Here is an 18,450-nt window from a genome sequence, read left to right on the forward strand (position 1 = left end):
CTTTAGTCATAAACTGTTTAGTTTGAAGATTTAATTGTGTAAGAAAGATCATTTGTGGATATATTTATGAATGAGTAATTAAGCATTATGTATTTGTGAATTCGTGATAAAAGAAGTGTGGAAAAAGGCTTTTTAGTAGTAAATATTTAACCACGAATTCACGAATATTTTAAAGAGTTTTTGCCAAGTAGATTTCGATACAAAATTCTTGCAGAATTTCACTCAATCTGACGTTTAGCGTTTCAAGTTCTATTTCAACTTCAAAAGTCGTCACTTCGAGTGGTTTTCGTAATGAAATGAAGAAAATTATATCGAGAAGTACTTATGAATTTGTAAAGTGGATTCCTGCCTGCGCAGGAATGACATAAGGATTAATTAGAAATTCGTGGCAATCTGTTTATCAAGAAACAGATTACTTCATCATACTTCTTCGTAATGACGTTTCAAAAAAGTTCTAAATATGTCTAAAATCAAACATTTCTCGATACAATTTTTTACAAAAATCACTCGAAAAGACGTTTTGAGGCTATAATTTTATTCAATAACATCTAAAAGCATAGCAAGTCTAAGAGAGAAACAAGTCTAAGAACAAAGCAAGTCTAAGAGAGAAACAAGTCTAAGAACAAAGTAAGTCTAAGAGTGAAACAAATCTAAGAGCATAGCAAGTCTAAGAGTAAAACAAGTCTAACAATCTAAAAGCAAAGCAAGTCTAGAAATCTAACCATCTAAAATTAGCAAATCAACTTATACCCAAAACCACGCACGTTGACAATCTGAATTTCAGGATCATTTTTCAGTTTCTTGCGAAGTTTGGTAATAAAGACATCCATACTTCGTGCATTAAAAAAGTCGTCATCGCCCCAAAGTTTATTGAGAATGAAGGTTCTGTCTAAAACGGCATTTCGTTTCTCTGATAAATGAAATAACAATGCCGATTCACGATGTGTCAATTGCACAGGAGTTTCTTTCCAAATTAGCTGTTGTTGTGTATGATTGAAGGTGTAGTTTCCAATCGGAATTTGAGTATGATCTTGCTTGATGTGAATTCGATCTAACAATGCATGAATCCGAACAATCAATTCTTCCATACTGAACGGCTTCTTCAAATAATCGTTTCCTCCATGTTGAAAACCTTCAACCACATCTTTTACTTGCGATTTTGCAGTCAAAAAGATAATAGGAATGGTTGCATTTTCCTGTCGAATTTCTTGTGCTAAGGTAAAACCATCTTTCTTAGGCATCATAACATCCAACACTAAAATCTCAGGTTGTACTTCTTGATATACTTTGTATGCTTCTTCGCCATTTTCACACAGAAACACTTCAAAATCGCGTGATTCCAAGCTTTCTTTTACAATCTGACCTAAGGCAGGTTCGTCCTCAGCTAAGAGTAACTTTATCGTATTTTTTGTCATGAGAGCAGCGTAATTTTAAAAATAGTATGATTGGCATTTGGAACCAATTGGATCGTTCCGTTGTGTTTTTCAATGATTTTTTTGGTATAATACAATCCAATTCCAAATCCTTTTACATCGTGTGTGTTTCCTTTTGGAATTCGGTAAAACTTGTCAAAAATCTTTTCACGTTGCGATTTGTCGATGGTATTGCCATTGTCTGAAACTGTAATTTCAATGGTTTCCAGCACTTTTGCGACATTTACTTCCACAGTATCGCCACCATATTTCAATGCATTATCAATCAAATTTGTAATGGCATTTTCAAAGTGAAAAGGATCAATTTCTACAGATAAATGATCAATATTACTTCTAAAAGAAAGCGCCTTTTCAGCGGAAAGTGTACGCTGTTTTTCGGTTACTTTTTCTACAAAATCAACAAGATCTACATTTTCTTTTTTCAACAATAATTTTTCGCTATCCAGTGTGGCAGTTTCTAATAGTTTCTCAACCATCAAGTGAAGTTTTTTCAATTGCTTATCGGAAATGGATAAATATTTCTGAGTTTTCTCAGGATCTTTAATAGCGCCAAAATGTTGAATGGCTTCCAATGCTGTCGAGATTGTCGTAATTGGTGTTTTAAATTCGTGCGTAATATTGCTGATCAAATCATTTTTAATTTCTGCCAATTGCTTCTGTCTGCGAATAACGCGCAACAAATACAATAACGAACTAATAATTGCTAGAGAAAGCAATGTAGAGAGCAAAATACCAAACATGCTTTTCTTCCAAACAGCTTTTGAAATATTAGCATAGCGCAACGCTAATTGTTCTCCAGGTTTTTGATACGCTGACTTTGAATAGGTTTTTAGTGTTGTTGAAGGAAGCGTGTCTGTACCAATTTCGCCAACCACTTTTTTATTGACAGACAATTGTAAACGATATGGAATTTCAATTTGCTTTCGATCCAATTCCGTATCTAAGAAGGTTTTTAACTTATTAAAATTTAGCGAATCTTCAGAGATAGAAATATATAAAGAAGAAATTTGATCAAACAATCGAATGCTATCTCTTGCCTTTAATATTTTTGGATACGGAAACCTTTTAGAAAGCTCACGGAAAGCAGTACAAGAATCTGTACACGCCGTGTTATCTATATGTGTGTGTCCAGTGTCTATAATAATCGTATCCGATTTTACTTGCCATTTCGATTCAATAGAAGTAAAAATAGAATCAAAATTTACATTTCTCAATTTTTCAAATGCTCTTGGATCGTTGCTAGCACTCGTAGCTTCCATACTAATAAACATCATCTTCTCTTGCTTGGCAAAATCTGCATAATATGCTTCTACAGCATTATCCAGACTTATCTGCACTTGATTCATGAATTGTTGTTTATTAACTTGGTAATTTTTATAATTCCAATACAGCTGCACAGCAATAGTGATTGCTATAGTTGCAATAATGCCATATAAAATCCAAGAAGAGCGTTGTTGCTTCATTTTGTTATAATTACAGTTCAAAAGTAAGAAGTTATTTCACATAATACAGCATCGGTTAACACTCGTTAACGTTCATTAACCAAAATCAAAAAGAAACTGTTTCATATTTGTACCATCAAAAAACTAAAAAACACAAACGGATTATGAAAAATTATACGAAATCAATTATCGCATTGATCTTTATGCTTGTAAATGCAGTATTGTATGCGCAAGATTTTCAGGGAGTTGCTACGTACAAAACCAGTATGAAAATGGATTTTAAAATTGACAGTGCTGCACAAAGTCAAGGAATCAATAAAGACATGCAAGCGAAACTAAATGAAATGCTGCAAAAGCAGTTTCAAAAAGAATACAAATTAACGTTTACGCCTTATGAGTCTTTATACAAACAAGAAGAAAAATTAGCAGCACCTTCACCACAAAATGGTGGTTTTCAAGTAATGGTCGTGGGCGACGGACAATCTTCCACACTATATAAAAACACAAAAGAGAAGCGCTATGCACAACAACAAGAAATTCTTGGGAAAAAATTTTTAGTGCAAGATGTATTAGAAGATACGGAATGGAAACTAGAAAAAGATACAAAGTTCATCGGACAATATACTTGTTATAAAGCAACACGTACTATTGAAATGGAACGTATGACTTCTATGTCTTTTGGATCTGATTCAGAAGAAGAGCCAGAAGTAACCAAAGAAAAAGTAACCGTAACGGCATGGTATACACCAGAAATTCCAGTAAATGCAGGACCAGAATTGTATTGGGGATTGCCAGGATTAATCTTAGAAGTAAATGATGGATCACAAACGATGGTATGCAGTAAAATTGTATTAAATCCTAAAAAGAAAGTATCTATTAAAGAACCAACCAATGGGAAAAAGGTAAATGCAAAAAAGTTTGAAGAAATCATGAGAAAGAAGACAAAGGAAATGACAGAACGTTACCGTGGAAATGGTAGAGGAGACGGAAATGAAATTAGAATCGAAATAGGAGGATAAACGCATGAAAACTCGGTTACACTATATCACGCTTTGTGTAGTATGCTTTATTGGTTGTATTTCAATAACGCGTGCGCAAGTAGCAACAATTCCGTTTGAAAATGACGAATTGATGTTTATCAAAGTCAAAGTAAATGATCATGACGAACCTTTAAATTTCGTTTTTGACACAGGCGCTTCAACAGCGGTGTTGGATGAAAATATAGCAAAGAAAATTGGCGTTACAGCAAACTATCAACAGCCAACAGAAGGTGCCGCAGGAACAGAAATGTATAATATTGCCTTGTCGCAAACATTTCATATTGGAAATATAAGCATCAAAAATGCGCATACGGTATTGGTTGATTTAGAACGTTTGGCGAAAAAAAGCAATCAACAAATTGATGGAATTATTGGCAATAATATTATGCAGCAATATGTCACTCAAATTGATTACGATCAAAATGTAATTAAACTGTACAATGATGCAGATGAAATTCAAGGAAAGGAAGCATACAAAACGGTAGAAGCAACTTTTGATTACAGTCAAATTCCGCAAGTAAACCTTGAATTCACATTGGATAATAACCAAAAATTTAAAGGAAATTTTCTGTTTGATTCTGGTGCGAATATGACTTTTTTACTCAATACGCCGTTTGTAAAAGAGAAAAATATGGAAAGTTTGCTCGAAAAAACGATTGAAAATAAAGCAGAAGGTTTGACGACATCTTCTAGCTTTAAAATTGGGAAAATAGCCAATTTGCAGTTTGGAGATTTTACATTTGGAGAAATGCCTATCGATTTATCAAACAGTAAAGCTGGCGTGATGGCTTCTTCAGAATACACAGGGATTTTGGGAATAAAAATTATCAACAGATTCAATAGTATTCTCGATTATAAGCATAAAAAAATCTATCTAAAACCGAACAACAGTTATGCAAATGTTTTTGAATTTCCACGTAGTGGTATTTCGTTAACAGAAGAAGCTGACATGATTAAAATTTCAAACGTAATCACAGCTGCGGAAGCCTATGAAAAAGGAATTCGTGAAGGTGATCAATTGCTTGAAATTAATGATGTTACAGTTGAAGATGTTCGAAAGTGTAGAAAGATATTACGTCAAAAAGATGCAACAGTCAAACTGAAGCTAAAAACTAATAAAGGAGAAATAAAAACAATTTCAATCCTTCTAAAACGCCTTATATGATGCTTTTTTAAGAAAATTTTAACAGAAGAAAATTAAACTCAACCACAAAATAATGGTCTTAATGAAGTTAAAAAGTGTAACTTTTTACACAATTCTATACTAACTATAGAAATAATGACGAAAAACATAAAGACCTAACAAATGAAACGACTATTACTTTGGAGCTTAGTTTTATGCACAACAGGCGTATTTGCTCAAAATTTTCAAGGAAAGGCTTACTATCAATCCAAAACAACTGTGGATATGGATAGTTGGGGCAGACAAGGAAGAGAAATGTCAGCAGAGCAAAAAAAGCGTGTACAAGAGATGATGAAAAGCTATTTAGAAAAAGTATACGTTCTAGATTTTACGCAGACAGCATCTACGTATAAAGAAGAAGACAAAATTGAAGCTCCAGGAAGAGGCGGCGGATTTGGTCGAATGATGATGGGAAGTTTTTCGCCAGGAAAACAATACAAAGATGTAAAGAAAGGCATGATTATGGAATCCAAAGAATTCTTTGGTAAAAAATTCCTAATCAAAGACACTTTGCAAAAGTTGGAGTGGAAAATGGAAGGAGAAACCAAGCAAATTGGAAAATACCTTTGTTTTAAAGCAACAGCACTTAAAAAGGTTGATGAATTGGACTTTAACGCAATGCGCCCTAAGAAGCAAAAAGACGATAAAGATAAAACACCTGAAGAACGAAAAAAAGATTCTATAAAAGCTGCAGATGATCCTTTTAGTCAAGTAGATATCCCAAAAGAAATTTTAGTAACTGCTTGGTATACGCTTGATATTCCTATTAGCCAAGGACCAGGAGAATTTTGGGGATTGCCAGGATTGATCTTAGAAGTAAACGCATACAGAACTACGGTTTTATGTTCTAAGATTGTGATGAATCCAGGAGAGAAAGAAATCATTGAAGAGCCAACAAAAGGTGAAGAAGTGACTCGTAAAGAATATAACGAGATAGTCATGAATAAAATGAAAGAAATGCGCGAAATGTATCGCGGTCGCGGTCGCGGCGGAAGAGGTAGAGGCAGAGGATAAAACCTGCTGAACCCACTTACTAATCAGAAGAAAAAACACCAATGAAAAATATACTGTGTATTCTGCTATGTTTCATAGCACAGACAACTATTGCCCAAATTAAACTAGAAGGAGTCGTAAAAGACAGCGTTGGCAAGCCTTTAGAACTTGCCAATGTCATAGCGCTCAACAAATCGACAAATACCTTAGAATCGTACGGAATTACGAATAATGAAGGACGTTTTAGATTGGCATTAAAGAAAAATACAACCTATTCAATTAAAGTGAGTTTTATAGGTTTGGCTACGATTAATGATTCTATTACGACCAAGGAAGTCGATATTACGAAGGAATTTGTAATGAAACCTGATAATGAGCTAAAAGCAGTAGAATTGACCTATGAAATGCCCGTGACAATTAAAGGAGATACTATTGTATACAATGCTGATTCCTTTAAAAATGGTTCGGAAAAGAAACTCGGAGATGTACTGAAAAAACTGCCCGGCGTTGAGGTAACTGATGAAGGTGAAATTGAAGTGGAAGGAAAAGCTGTGACGAAAGTTATGGTGGAAGGAAAAGATTTTTTTGATGGCGATAGCAAATTGGCCACGAAAAATATTCCGGCAGATGCTATTGATAAAGTTGAAGTTTTGAAAAATCATAACGATGTTTCACAGATGCGTGGACTTGGAAATGATGAAGATAATGTCGCCATTAATATCAAACTGAAAGAAGGAAAGAAAAACTTTTGGTTTGGAGAAATTACTGGAGGACTTGGTCCAGAAGAACGGTATGTTGCCAATCCGCGATTGTTTTACTACAGTCCAAAATACAGCGTGAATATTATTACAGACTTCAATAATATTGGCTCCATTCCGTTTACACGACGCGATTATTTTAATTTTACGGGAGGATTTAGAAGTGCCGCCAGAAATACAGGAACAAACTTTAATGTTGCTTCCAGTGACATCGGTTTCTTGACATTACGAAACAATCGAGCGAAAGCGATTGATTCTAAATTTGGAGCGGCAAACTTCAGTTATACACCAAAGAAAACATGGGATATTAGCGGATTTGCTATTTATTCAGGTTCCCGAACAGAATTGCAGGAAAATAGTATTAATGATTATATCGATGAAAATACTCCTGATGAAATTACGGGAACGACCACACGCCAAAAAAGTGATTTAGGATTGTTCAAATTGAGTTCAACTTACAAGCCAAATAATAACAATCAGTTAGATTATGATGTTTTTGGAAAAGTGTCGCAACAAACGGAAACACAAGATTTCTTTTCATCCTTATTAGGAAATATTGATGAGCGTCAGTCTCAGAATCCATTTAGCTTTAATCAAAACTTAAACTATTATTATACGCTAAACGAGAATCATATTTTTGCGCTAGAAGCACAGCATTTATATCAGGACGAAGATCCTTTTTATAACGCACGATTGGCGCAAAGTGAACAATTCCGTTTCACAGATTTACTAGGATTAAATACCTCACAAACATTTTTAGACATTGCGCAAGATAGACGGGTAAAAACGAACAAAGTTGATGCACGATTGGATTATTGGTATGTATTGAATCAGAAAAGTAATATCAACATTACCGCAGGTGCAACCTTAAGTTCGCAGCAATTCGATTCTGAAATTTTCCAGTTGTTAGACAGCGGAAGTAAATTATCATTATTCAGTGCGCAACAAGATGTTGAAAACAACGTGAACTATAATTTTTCAGACACTTATGTAGGATTGCATTATAAAATAAAAACTGGAAAATTCACCTTTACACCAGGAATCACGGCACATGCATACAATGTAAACAATACGCAATTTGGTTCAGAATTTAAAGATACTTTTACGCGTTTTCTACCAGATGCAAACATTCGCATACAATTTAAAGATTCTGAGAATTTGAATTTAGCATACCAAATGCAAACAGATTTTACAGACGTGAACAATTTGGCTGAAGGTTTAGTTTTCAATAATTACAACTCTATTTTTAGAGGAAATAGAACGCTTGAAAATGCATTGTCTCATAATTTGAATTTGAGTTACTTTAGTTTCAATCTATTCAATTACACGAACATTTTTGCCTTTTTAAATTACAACAAACGGATAGATCCAATACGAAATCGTTCGCAATTTTTGACGATTCCAGGAACTTCAGGCAATCCAGATGCATTAAGTACCAACAGTGTTTCTACGCCTTTTAATTCAAACTTTGCAGACGAAACATTTACCGCAAATGGACGTTTTGAACGTATGTTTGGAAAAGTAAAAGCTTCTTTGGGCGGATCGGTATCACTTTCAAAATTCAATCAGGAAATTAATGGAATTCGTAATGTCAACGAATCGTTTACGCAATCGTATCAAACACGAATCAGTACCAACTTTAGAAAAGCTCCAAATATCGAAGTCGGGTATAATTTAACGATCAATGATTACGATCAAGGACAAAATTCGAATCGTTTCATAACGAGCAGTCCGTTTGTAAATGTAGATGCATATTTCTTAAAGAGTTTCATCTTTACAGCAGATTATTCATACTTTAACTATAGCAATGAAGAACGTACCATTAACAATTACAGTTTCTTAAAAGCGGAGCTTTCGTATCAAAAGAAAGACAGCCAATGGGAATATTCTGTAAGTGGTACTAACTTATTAAACACAAAATCATTGAATCAAGATAATTCAAATAGTTTCTTAACAAGTACAAGTGAATACTTTATTCAGCCACGTTATGTGATTTTTAGTGTGAAGTATAACTTGTAAACTGAAAACATACATACAGAGGTTTAATTAAAAAACAGAATTCCACAATTCTTTACATACCAAAAAAGGTATAAAATAACCGAAAGCCTTTCTGCAACCGCTGCAGGAAGGCTTTCTCTTTCTAAAAAGTAATTAAAAAAAATAGCAATATTGTGTAGCGTCACTTACAATGTGTTTTACAGTATAAGTAGCGTCTTGAATTTTTTTCTACAATATTTTGATTGCTAGTATTACGTATAGCGAAAGCTAAAATTTTCTTGTCGTAAGAAAATGGTAGTGTTAGTATTTTTCATAATGAGTCGGTTTGTATAATAGATAGCAATATTTGAAAAAGGTTGCGTCTTAATTCTAAAAAAGGTGATTTTTATATTAGAAAATACGTCTTTATATATTAGAATTTCATGCTCTCAAGTCGATATAAATAGTTGATAAACAAGAAACAACCTGTAAAACTATATTGTGTTTTATAGGCTGCTTTTTTTAAAGAAATTTTTTTGAAAAAAAGTTAGCGAACTATGCTTTTGTAATAATTTGCTCTACATATACGTATGGTCCATCTGGTGCCGATTGCGCAATTCGTGCACAATACCAACCTTCTCCATACGTTAAACCAGAATTCCAAGGACTGTTTTTTGCATCTGCCCAAGTCCAAGCTTTTGCATTTGAATCTGGGTTTTGTGGCCATCCTTTCTCATAGACTTCAATTTTGTCTTTTTGTGCTCTAAAAGGTGCATTTGTACTCCATTCTAGCCACAAGTTTCCTTGTCTTTCAAAGGTTTTTAAAGTCCATTCAAATGATTTGGTAACTGTTTGCTCGTTTGCTAAGTCATCATTTTTTGCCATGATATAAAAGTTTTTAAAAAGTTTGCCTACTCTATTAGGTTTTCAGCGTCGCCTTATTTTGAATGATTTGATATTTCAAAATTCATCAGAAGTCATGAAAAATAATAGATGATAAGTACTGAAAATGGTGTTCCGTGATTTTACGTGATTTTACGTGGTTTATACCTGATTCTATCTGCATGTCCGCAAAACCAGTCATTTTTTGGCTAGTTTTATGACAATCTTGAAGAAAAAACACGAATCATTAATAAAACTTAGGAGTATTATGGAAAATTCAACTACACATTCACAAACAACAAACTATAAAGAACAAAGAGAAAGATGGGCGCATGAAGAAACCTTGCAATTAACACAGCATTTTCACCGATTAAACAAGAATACTGCTGAATTTGAACGTGTCAGTGATTTTATAATGAATAAAGATGGTGATGTTCTTAGATTTGAAACTATTAAAAAGGTTATAAAAGGACTTCGAATTTATTTAGCTTTAGATGCTTCAGATAAAGAAAAGTTTACATTTTTTCCAGTATTAGAAGCAATGACACAACCAGGAGAATTTCATTACTTTAAATTATTTGCGGCACATACAAGAGAAGTAAATACAAAAACGGAAGTGGTACCTAGACTATTTAAAGATATCATTGGTAAAAACTGGGATACCATCGATTTGAATTTGATAGATGATTTGTTTATTGCTACAAAAAAAGTTCCGAAAGAGTTTGATAGAATAGTTCGCGTAAAATATTATGAAGTTAGTCAAGATATCATAGAAAAAGTCATTAATAACTTACCAGAAATTAACGGAATAACCTTATATTCTGGAATTGATATGAATAAGTTTGGAGATAAAACGAGCATTTCTTTTACGCCAGTTTTAGGATTTCAACATAATGCAGCCATGGAAGATATTGAAGGATATGGACTTCAAGGCATCATGGAGTTTTCAAAAGGAGAAGTCCTCATTGAATATACAAGGCCATGTCCACCAACGTGTTAGTAAACTTTTATGAGTGAAGAATTTTTTGGTAATCTAAGCCTTATTTCATCTTTTTCGGTGATACTTCCATTGCTGCTGGCAATATGGAAGTATCATCGTTTAAACCCTATCCAAAAAAAGCTAAGCTACCTGTTAATTTTGTTTTCTATTACTGAGCTTATTGCGAATATATTATGGTATCAAAAACTCAATAATTTACCCGTATATCATTTTTATACCATTATTGAATTTCTCTGCATTATAAGCATATATAAAGACGCTTTACACAAAATATATCCAACACGACTTTTTATTGTATTAGCTGTATCGTTTAGCTTGTTTTGCGTTGTTAATATGCTTTTCTTTCAAAGTCTTTTCATGTTTAATTCAAATGCCACCACCGTCTTAGGTATTTTGGTCATTTCTTTATCACTTAGTTATTTTTATGCGTTACTAAAGGAAGTAAAATATACCTTATTAGAGCGCAATCCGATGTTTTGGCTCAATGCAGGCTTTTTGATTTATTTTTCGAGTAACTTATTGCTGTTTTTTATCAATAATAGCATGTTTACCAAAGCAGATGAGGTGAGTTATCTAGTTTGGGGATTGCATGCCATTGTCAATTTTATATTAGTCATCTTTTTTACAATTGCTATATGGATCACTCCGAATCAACAGTAACATTACAAATTATAATTATAGGAATGGTCGCTATTTTTGTGTTATCACTAGCTGTCATTTTGTTCTTTATTATTTATCAAAAACGGTTGTTTGCGCAACAACAAAAGCATCAAAAAGTTGCCGCAGATTATCAGAGAGAATTACTCCGTATTGCCATTCAAAGTGAAGAAAAAGAACGTACAAGAATTGGAAAAGAATTACACGACGATGTTGGAGCGTTGTTAACGACCACCAAATTATATTTGAGTCAGATTTCACCTGAAATGAATGCCGAAAAACAAAAAACTACGGTTGAAAAAATGTATTCTTTATTAGAAGCGATGATTCAAGGTGTTCGTAATATTTCGCAGGATTTACGACCTGTTATTTTAGAAAGATTGGGATTGATAGAAGCGGTAAAAAGTTTAGTCACTACCGTAAATGATTTGAATGTTGTAAGAGTCGAATTCGTCGATACTACCAGAAACATGGTTTCAAAATCACATGAACTCAACATTTACAGAATTATACAAGAACTTTTAAATAATACCTTGAAGCATGCAAATGCAACAGAAGTATCTATTGTGTTTAAGAATGAACTATCAAATTTAGTGATTGTATATAAAGACAATGGTGTGGGAATTATACATGAAGTATTACAAGAAAAAAAAGGCATCGGACTAAAAAATATTGAAAGTAGATTGTCAATCCTGTCAGGAACTTTTAAATTTGAAGATGTCAAACAAGGCATACAACTAACCATACTAATACCATACGAACATGACTAACCAAACTATCTCTGTAGGCATTGCAGATGACCATATGCTATTCCGCGAAGGCGTGAAGTTAATTATAGAGAATTTTGAAAATATTACACCTGTACTGGAAGCTGAAAACGGACATGACCTATTCACACAATTAAAAAATAACGTTCCAGATGTTATTCTTTTAGATTTAGAAATGCCTGTAATGGATGGTATTGAAGCAACACAAAGATTGCGTGAGGAATATCCTGACGTGAAAATTTTAATCTTAAGCATGCACAAAGAACAACGCATGATTACCTATTTAATGGAAATTGGCGCGAATGGATATTTGCTAAAAGATGCTGCTCCAGAAACCTTTGAAGAAGCCATCAGAACGGTTTATGCAAAAGGTTTTTACTTTAACGAGTTTGTGTCTCATGCCATGTTAAATGGATTAAGAGACAAGTCCAAAACACCTCCAAAAATAGGGAAGGACTTTCATTTGACTTCTCGTGAAGAGGAAGTATTAGCTTTAATTGCGGAAGGACTTACCACAGTTGAAATTGGTGAAAAGTTATTTTTGAGTAAACGAACTATTGAAGGTCACCGAAATAATTTGCTCAGTAAATTAGGAGCAAAAAATACGGCATCATTAATCATTAAAGCAATTAAGGAAAATCTGATTATCGTAGATTAACGTAGTTATTAGCAAGGCGACCAATACTCCAATCGGATTAATTTACCATTTTTGAGATACAGACGTAAACCGTCATCACTATTTTTTTGGAAGAGGATAATAGTTCCATCTTTTCGTTTTCCAAAAGTTTGGGCGAGTTCCTGTCCAAATATTTCAACAAGTTCTGAGAGCGTTGTATTATGAGATAAGTTTTGGTTCTTATATGTGACAATGACAGAAAGATCTTTTTCAAAGTCAACGATTTCTAAAAGATAGTGTTCTTTTTGGTTTCCAGTGAATTTGAAAGCACCGTAATCAAGAGTTGTATAGGTTTGTCCTTGCGTATCTGCAGATAAAAATCCGCAATCATATGTTGGATCGTACACTTTTTTAGGTGTTCCTAACTTTTGAATGATGTCAGCTTTTGCGGAATAAAAACGAAGTCCTTTATAACTTAGTTCATCAAAATCTACCGTTTGTGCAAAGCCTATATTGGCTATGAAATAAAATAGAAGAAAGCTATAAATGTGTTTTAATTTCATGTTTGTGATTCAGCAGTAGTTTCAGATTCAAGTCCGTTTACAGTGGATGTATCTAGCATTGTTTGAATGCGTTGTGAAATAAAGATACTCATAATTACAAATCCCATAAAGAAAAAGAAACCATTTTGTAGTTCTGATTTATTCGTGGATAGAATTTCAAGATTTTCAATGCTGTTTTCAAGTTGTCCTAATTGGCTTGAGATAATTCCGGTAAAACCGATATAAGACATAAAAATTGCCACAACCATTACATCTGCCATGGACCATTTTCCGCTTTTAAACACCATAAAGCGAATGATTTTGTTCTTTTTTAAGGAACGTTTAAAAACTAATAACAGACTTGAGATGAGTTTGGAAACTGGGAAAATCACACTAAAAAGTAAGACTAAAATACCAACCAACATGACTTTGGTTTTTCCTTGTGAAAGCATAATGCTCGATACTTCCATGATACTTTTACTCTTGTAATACAGCACTTGATCTTTGAATGAAATTGCTTCGCCCATCAATTGTAATTCCATAGAAGCAATACGTGCATCAATATCAATCATCGGAAGAAAAACGCCCAATGCTAACAGATGAACTGCCGCAATAATGTAAATTGTAATAGTGAGATTGGAAGTCTGTTTAAACACAAATAATAACAAAAGCATGCTTAAAAATGCAGCTAATAACACAATATTATAAATGTTTTGCTTGTCATTGATTGTGTCAAGTTTCTTTGAAATGAGTGCAATACAAGTGTCTCCAGTTTCGGAGTTGTATTTTGATAGAATGTTATTGTAAGTTGTATAATCTATTTTTTGGAAGGTATCTTTTGTATACGAATTGATTTGTGCTAAAATATACTCTTTGATGCCTTCACGATTTTCTTCACTCTCTAAAAAGTCGAGAATATCCTCTGTAATTGTAGGCACTTGATTTTTTAATTCGCTAAAAATTTCGAAAAAATCTGCACCAATATTTTTCAACGAAAGTCCAAAAAAGTCTTTGTTTTTCTCGTTTTTTGCTTTGTAAGTACGTTCAAACTTGTCAATAGATTCATTCAAGAATTTCTCAACTTTCACACGTGCTTCTTCGCGTTGTCCTCCAGAAAGTTCGAGTTCGTTTAACTTTTTTGTAATGATTTTTCCAAACTGTTTTTCCCAAGCATCAACATTAAACATTCCATATCTAATATCCGAAAGTTCAATAGCATCTGCTTTGAATACACGTTTCTCTGTTTCTAACTGGTAACTTGTATACGCAGCAAAACTGATCGCAATAAGCAATACAAATAAAATACTGTTTAGAATAAGGTTTTTACGCACGCTGTAGATGTTAGTTTTTATCGTTTTCCATAGATAAGACGAGTCACTGCTAAATTTGTTTCAAAAGAAATAACTTATCGTTTTTCAAGATACTCAAAAATTGCGTTTGAAATAGTTTTATGTATGCGTTTTCTAACGTATTTGCGTGTATTTTTTCCTACTTATTCATATTGCAAGCCAATTTTTTCTTTCACTTGATCAATAATTGTGATTAACTGCTCACTGAATGCCAATGGTACTTTTGAGTTCTCTTTATCGCCGTTGCGGATGTTTGCATTTACAGCTTCAATTTCATGAATATATCCAATTCCCGAATGTGGAAGTTCAAAAACAGTTTCTGTATCATCTTTGTACAAAGTAATTGTATTTGCATGATGAAAACGACGGTGTAATTTTATAAAACCTTTGGTGCCAAAAATATATCCTTCGGTTGGCGTATCTACTTCAAAAGTAGATTCTAAAACAGCTTTTGCATCATTCTCATAATCAAACAACATAGCACAGAAGCTATCAACTCCAGTATCTGTCATACGCGCCATTGCTTTGATTTCAGACGGCATTCCCAATACTAAAAGACTTAAGAAAATTGGGTAAATTCCGATGTCTAACAAAGAACCGCCGCCCAACTTTTTATTGTACAAACGGTTTTCGGTATTGTATTCGCCCAAAAAACCAAAATCAGCACGAATGCTAACAATATCTCCAATAACTTTTTCGTCTAAAAGCTCCAATACTTTTTGATATGAAGGCATAAAACGTGTCCAAATAGCTTCCATCAAAAATACATTTCGCGACTTAGCTTCTTTCACCATGGTATGCACTTGTTCGGCATTAACGCCCATTGGTTTTTCACACAAAACAGCTTTGTTATGTTGTAGGCAAAGCATGGTATTTTCAAAATGAAACACATGTGGAGTGGCAATATAAATGACATCAATTTCAGGATCGTTGGCAAGTGCTTCATACGAGTCATACGCTTTTTGAGCATGATATGTTTTCGCAAAAGCAGTTGCTTTATCCATACTTCGAGAAGCAACTCCGTAAAGAACTGCATCGTTTGAAAGTTGTAAATCGGCAGCGAATTTACTTGCGATATTTCCTAAGCCAATAATTCCCCATTTAATTTTTGTTTGCATGAAAGTAGATTGTATGTTGATTCAATACACAATATTGAGAAAAAGATAGGAAATACTTGTGAATGTATTGCCTCAGAAGTTTGATCTATTTTTTCAAAATGCCCAAATAGGCTTTCCAAGGACCCAATTCATCAGTATATTGTTTTGCCATCACTCTGGAAATTTGTCCAATATGACCTAAATCATGCACTGTCCAAGTTGCTAAAAGCTGCTTTAAATTCACTTCGCCCAATTCGGGATGCATGCCTTTTTTTATAAAATCATTTTCTGTGATGTGAAGTGTTTCTAATGCTTTCAGATTTTTTGATCTAAGCTCTGAAAACTCCGCTAGTAATTCTTGAATGCTTTTTCCTTTGCTATCATTTTCTTGTGCAAATCGATCAAAAGGTTCAAACGTTTTATTTTCAGCAGACGACAAAATAATTTTGGCACGAACAATCCAATCGGTTTTCTCGCCATGCACTAAATGTCCTATGATATCGTACGGACTCCAAGTGTTTGTGCCTTCGTTATTGTATAACCATTCATCAGACAATTCACTAAGCATTGTTGTTAGTGTTTCTGGAGTTTGACTCAGAATTTCTATGGATTTTTCAATATCAAACGTCATTTCTAACTTTTATAGGTTTTGCAGTTTTTGGTTTTGCAAGATTCATAACCGCAATAATTAAAACTCCGAATCCTATACCTTTAAAGATACCATTTGCAAGATCAGAAACTTCTAAATAATGTGAAATAATTTGAGAAAAAACAATACATAGTATTCCTATGATGAATAATAAAATGGCTTTTCTGTGGTTTGATTGTGTCATGTGTTTAAAGTTTTTTTATAGGTAGTTTTTCGGATGAATTTGTTACGATTAAAAGAAAATGATGTCTCTAGATTTCAAAATCAAGATTTTTACCTCTTAAAAAAGAACCTTTTGCTTCATATTCATCCACAATTGCGTGTTTTATGAGTGTAAACTTTTCTCTATCCATTATAGGATTATTTTTGTCTTCTAACTGATTGATAATGGATTTTAGTTTTTCCATCTCCTCATCATAAAACAAGGTGCCTGTCGCTATATTTTCACGAATATACTTAACTAGCTTTTTATAAAATTCTATTGTAAAATTTTTATTTTGATGTTGTGTCGCCCCTTCTTGAAGCGTCTCGACAACTTTTAATATAGTGCCTTCATATGTTTTTTGATCGTCGGAAGCTGTAGCATATGTTTCTCTTATATATGCTATTTGTTCTTCGTAATCAATGGGAATTTCTTCTTTTTCAAACAAAGGATTACCATTTATATAGATAGAGAATCTAATTTCTTCAGATTGATAATAGGATGTTAATCTTTCTGTGGTTTCGACATCAATGTCTCCGCCTATATATAAACTATAAAATTTTATGTCTTTAAAACGTTCAGGAATCACAACTTTTCCAAAGAAAAAAAGCCCCAAATCTTCCCATTCTTGCTTTTCAAAAACTTCCTCAGGAATCTGTGAGATATTATAAAACATTTTAGCAGGTTTACCATATTCAGCGCTTTCTTTTTCAATATCAATATCTCTTTCAAATTCTTTAGCAGCATGACTCACGAACCAATCAATTTTAGGTGTCAAACGTTGTGTTTGATGATCTTGAGTAATGCCAACAAAACCGCCCCAATATTCCATATCAGTTTTTTCTGTAGCTCCATCCGTATTTACAAGTACATGTTTAAAATCGACATGTATCATCTGTTTGGGCAGCATTTTAAAAATATCTTCTATCGAAATTCCAGTACACTCTTTCAAATCAATACGTCCACCGTTTTTAGAAAATGGAAAAAACTTCGTAATCCAGCCATCAATATATTTTGGTGAGCCGTATTCTTCAATAGTATGTATTTTGAAAATGTTCATCCAAAATTCGTTGTCTATATCTTCTTGTGCTGTGTTTCGGATCTTTGTAATAATCGGATATAGATCCTCATGCCACCAAGCTAAATCATATTTCTTTAAAATGTCTAATTTGTCTAAAAGATGATTCCAATCACCAGCAGATCCTTCAACAGTCATTTCAGGAATTCCACAAATACATCTGTAAATTATATATTCAAAATAGGCTTTAAACGTATCCATGATGGTAATTTCACTCACCACTTTAGAAGCCAGTGTTGTCGTACTAAAATCAGCTCGCAATTCACTCACCAAATCAGCGCCTAGTATTTTTTCTATCTCATCACTAAATGTAGAAGTAGCTTCATGCCAAGGACTTGTAGGATCACCTAGTTTAATGTTATCATTTCGAATAGCAATCACTTGTCCTGCGCTTAGCTGTGGGAAAAGATCGTTTCCAGATTTACGTTGATGATTGACATGATTTGAAATTCCTTGCAAAACCAACAACCAAATCATATCTGGCGAAAGCGTAAACGGTCTGTGCTGTGAATATGCCAAATACAATCCGTATAAAAACGAATGATATCCACCAGAAATAAGTTTTTCATCAGGATTTGGTAAGTATTCTATCTTATTAGAGAAGGTTTGAACAATCTCACTAAATGCTTTTTCTTCTACTAAATCTGTCGGTCGGTCTAGAGTTTCGATATGAAATGTTATCGAATTTTCGATTTTTGTTTTAATCATGGTTATAACGTAACTGGAATGTGTTCGAAGTTACGATTTTTCATAATAATTTCTTTGACGCTTATGCCTAATTCTTA

Annotated in this window: 17 protein-coding genes; 8 read left to right on the forward strand and 9 right to left on the reverse strand. The window is 33.4% G+C overall.

The window, feature by feature from the left end:
- Positions 1-731: 731 nt before the first annotated feature.
- The gene (locus Q0845_RS12730; protein WP_298513657.1) at positions 732-1,415 is read right to left on the reverse strand and encodes a response regulator transcription factor; all 684 of its coding nucleotides are present in this window, start codon (positions 1,413-1,415) and stop codon (positions 732-734) included.
- Complete coding sequence (locus Q0845_RS12735; RefSeq protein ID WP_298513660.1) at positions 1,412-2,896, reverse strand: HAMP domain-containing sensor histidine kinase; 1,485 nt, start codon at positions 2,894-2,896, stop codon at positions 1,412-1,414. Before Q0845_RS12735 ends, Q0845_RS12730 begins: the two co-directional genes overlap by 4 nt.
- 143 nt (positions 2,897-3,039) lie before the next feature.
- On the opposite strand from Q0845_RS12735, the gene Q0845_RS12740 reads away from it, so the two are divergent.
- The 4 genes from Q0845_RS12740 (at position 3,040) to Q0845_RS12755 (ending at position 8,868) form a co-directional block, all read left to right on the forward strand.
- Positions 3,040-3,894 (forward strand): GLPGLI family protein, encoded by an 855-nt coding sequence (locus Q0845_RS12740; protein ID WP_298513663.1) that lies wholly within the window; start codon positions 3,040-3,042, stop codon positions 3,892-3,894.
- Positions 3,895-3,898: 4 nt separating this feature from the next.
- Complete coding sequence (locus tag Q0845_RS12745) at positions 3,899-5,080, forward strand: aspartyl protease family protein (RefSeq protein ID WP_298513666.1); 1,182 nt, start codon at positions 3,899-3,901, stop codon at positions 5,078-5,080.
- A 141-nt stretch (positions 5,081-5,221) separates the two neighbouring features.
- On the forward strand, positions 5,222-6,112 hold the full coding sequence (locus Q0845_RS12750; RefSeq protein WP_298513668.1) for a GLPGLI family protein: 891 nt from the start codon (positions 5,222-5,224) through the stop codon (positions 6,110-6,112).
- Positions 6,113-6,153: 41 nt separating this feature from the next.
- Positions 6,154-8,868, forward strand: a complete 2,715-nt coding sequence (locus tag Q0845_RS12755) for a carboxypeptidase regulatory-like domain-containing protein (protein ID WP_298513671.1) — start codon at positions 6,154-6,156, stop codon at positions 8,866-8,868.
- 513 nt (positions 8,869-9,381) lie between these two features.
- On the opposite strand, the gene Q0845_RS12760 is transcribed toward Q0845_RS12755, so the two are convergent.
- Positions 9,382-9,711 carry a hypothetical protein gene (locus tag Q0845_RS12760; RefSeq protein ID WP_298513674.1) on the reverse strand — a complete coding sequence of 110 codons (330 nt, stop codon included), beginning with the start codon at positions 9,709-9,711 and terminating at the stop codon, positions 9,382-9,384.
- A 265-nt stretch (positions 9,712-9,976) separates the two neighbouring features.
- Here Q0845_RS12760 and Q0845_RS12765 point away from each other — a divergent pair, with 265 nt between their 5' ends.
- The 4 genes from Q0845_RS12765 to Q0845_RS12780 all read left to right on the forward strand — a co-directional run bounded on the left by Q0845_RS12765 (position 9,977) and on the right by Q0845_RS12780 (position 12,790).
- A complete protein-coding gene (locus Q0845_RS12765) occupies positions 9,977-10,708 on the forward strand; it encodes a hypothetical protein (RefSeq protein WP_298513677.1) in 732 nt (243 codons plus the stop codon).
- A 357-nt stretch (positions 10,709-11,065) separates the two neighbouring features.
- Positions 11,066-11,368: a hypothetical protein gene (locus tag Q0845_RS12770; RefSeq protein WP_298513680.1), complete on the forward strand. Its 303-nt coding sequence runs from the start codon at positions 11,066-11,068 to the stop codon at positions 11,366-11,368.
- Positions 11,344-12,135, forward strand: coding sequence for a histidine kinase (locus tag Q0845_RS12775; protein ID WP_298513682.1), 792 nt, complete (start codon positions 11,344-11,346; stop codon positions 12,133-12,135). Before Q0845_RS12770 ends, Q0845_RS12775 begins: the two co-directional genes overlap by 25 nt.
- Positions 12,128-12,790 carry a response regulator transcription factor gene (locus Q0845_RS12780; protein WP_298513684.1) on the forward strand — a complete coding sequence of 221 codons (663 nt, stop codon included), beginning with the start codon at positions 12,128-12,130 and terminating at the stop codon, positions 12,788-12,790. The genes Q0845_RS12775 and Q0845_RS12780 overlap by 8 nt, the downstream gene beginning before the upstream one ends.
- Before the next feature lie 8 nt (positions 12,791-12,798).
- On the opposite strand, the gene Q0845_RS12785 is transcribed toward Q0845_RS12780, so the two are convergent.
- The 6 genes from Q0845_RS12785 to Q0845_RS12810 form a co-directional block, all read right to left on the reverse strand.
- A complete protein-coding gene (locus tag Q0845_RS12785) occupies positions 12,799-13,311 on the reverse strand; it encodes a hypothetical protein (RefSeq protein ID WP_298513686.1) in 513 nt (170 codons plus the stop codon).
- Positions 13,308-14,621 carry a paraquat-inducible protein A gene (locus Q0845_RS12790; protein ID WP_298513688.1) on the reverse strand — a complete coding sequence of 438 codons (1,314 nt, stop codon included), beginning with the start codon at positions 14,619-14,621 and terminating at the stop codon, positions 13,308-13,310. Before Q0845_RS12790 ends, Q0845_RS12785 begins: the two co-directional genes overlap by 4 nt.
- Before the next feature lie 161 nt (positions 14,622-14,782).
- Positions 14,783-15,757, reverse strand: a complete 975-nt coding sequence (locus tag Q0845_RS12795) for a Gfo/Idh/MocA family oxidoreductase (RefSeq protein ID WP_298513692.1) — start codon at positions 15,755-15,757, stop codon at positions 14,783-14,785.
- Positions 15,758-15,842: 85 nt separating this feature from the next.
- Positions 15,843-16,367 carry a DinB family protein gene (locus tag Q0845_RS12800; RefSeq protein ID WP_298513695.1) on the reverse strand — a complete coding sequence of 175 codons (525 nt, stop codon included), beginning with the start codon at positions 16,365-16,367 and terminating at the stop codon, positions 15,843-15,845.
- A complete protein-coding gene (locus tag Q0845_RS12805) occupies positions 16,357-16,569 on the reverse strand; it encodes a hypothetical protein (RefSeq protein ID WP_298513698.1) in 213 nt (70 codons plus the stop codon). Before Q0845_RS12805 ends, Q0845_RS12800 begins: the two co-directional genes overlap by 11 nt.
- A gap of 67 nt (positions 16,570-16,636) precedes the next feature.
- Positions 16,637-18,373: a DUF4419 domain-containing protein gene (locus Q0845_RS12810; RefSeq protein ID WP_298513701.1), complete on the reverse strand. Its 1,737-nt coding sequence runs from the start codon at positions 18,371-18,373 to the stop codon at positions 16,637-16,639.
- Positions 18,374-18,450: the final 77 nt, after the last annotated feature.

The sequence above is a fragment of the uncultured Kordia sp. genome, from assembly GCF_947489565.1.
In the GTDB taxonomy this organism is placed as follows: domain Bacteria; phylum Bacteroidota; class Bacteroidia; order Flavobacteriales; family Flavobacteriaceae; genus Kordia.

Coding starts and splice junctions, on each gene's coding strand:
- Q0845_RS12730 (WP_298513657.1), bottom strand. CDS start 1,415: ATGACAAAAAATACGATAAAGTTACTCTTAGCTGAGGACGAACCTGCC.
- Q0845_RS12735 (WP_298513660.1), bottom strand. CDS start 2,896: ATGAAGCAACAACGCTCTTCTTGGATTTTATATGGCATTATTGCAACT.
- Q0845_RS12740 (WP_298513663.1), top strand. CDS start 3,040: ATGAAAAATTATACGAAATCAATTATCGCATTGATCTTTATGCTTGTA.
- Q0845_RS12745 (WP_298513666.1), top strand. CDS start 3,899: ATGAAAACTCGGTTACACTATATCACGCTTTGTGTAGTATGCTTTATT.
- Q0845_RS12750 (WP_298513668.1), top strand. CDS start 5,222: ATGAAACGACTATTACTTTGGAGCTTAGTTTTATGCACAACAGGCGTA.
- Q0845_RS12755 (WP_298513671.1), top strand. CDS start 6,154: ATGAAAAATATACTGTGTATTCTGCTATGTTTCATAGCACAGACAACT.
- Q0845_RS12760 (WP_298513674.1), bottom strand. CDS start 9,711: ATGGCAAAAAATGATGACTTAGCAAACGAGCAAACAGTTACCAAATCA.
- Q0845_RS12765 (WP_298513677.1), top strand. CDS start 9,977: ATGGAAAATTCAACTACACATTCACAAACAACAAACTATAAAGAACAA.
- Q0845_RS12770 (WP_298513680.1), top strand. CDS start 11,066: ATGTTTAATTCAAATGCCACCACCGTCTTAGGTATTTTGGTCATTTCT.
- Q0845_RS12775 (WP_298513682.1), top strand. CDS start 11,344: ATGGATCACTCCGAATCAACAGTAACATTACAAATTATAATTATAGGA.
- Q0845_RS12780 (WP_298513684.1), top strand. CDS start 12,128: ATGACTAACCAAACTATCTCTGTAGGCATTGCAGATGACCATATGCTA.
- Q0845_RS12785 (WP_298513686.1), bottom strand. CDS start 13,311: ATGAAATTAAAACACATTTATAGCTTTCTTCTATTTTATTTCATAGCC.
- Q0845_RS12795 (WP_298513692.1), bottom strand. CDS start 15,757: ATGCAAACAAAAATTAAATGGGGAATTATTGGCTTAGGAAATATCGCA.
- Q0845_RS12800 (WP_298513695.1), bottom strand. CDS start 16,367: ATGACGTTTGATATTGAAAAATCCATAGAAATTCTGAGTCAAACTCCA.
- Q0845_RS12805 (WP_298513698.1), bottom strand. CDS start 16,569: ATGACACAATCAAACCACAGAAAAGCCATTTTATTATTCATCATAGGA.
- Q0845_RS12810 (WP_298513701.1), bottom strand. CDS start 18,373: ATGATTAAAACAAAAATCGAAAATTCGATAACATTTCATATCGAAACT.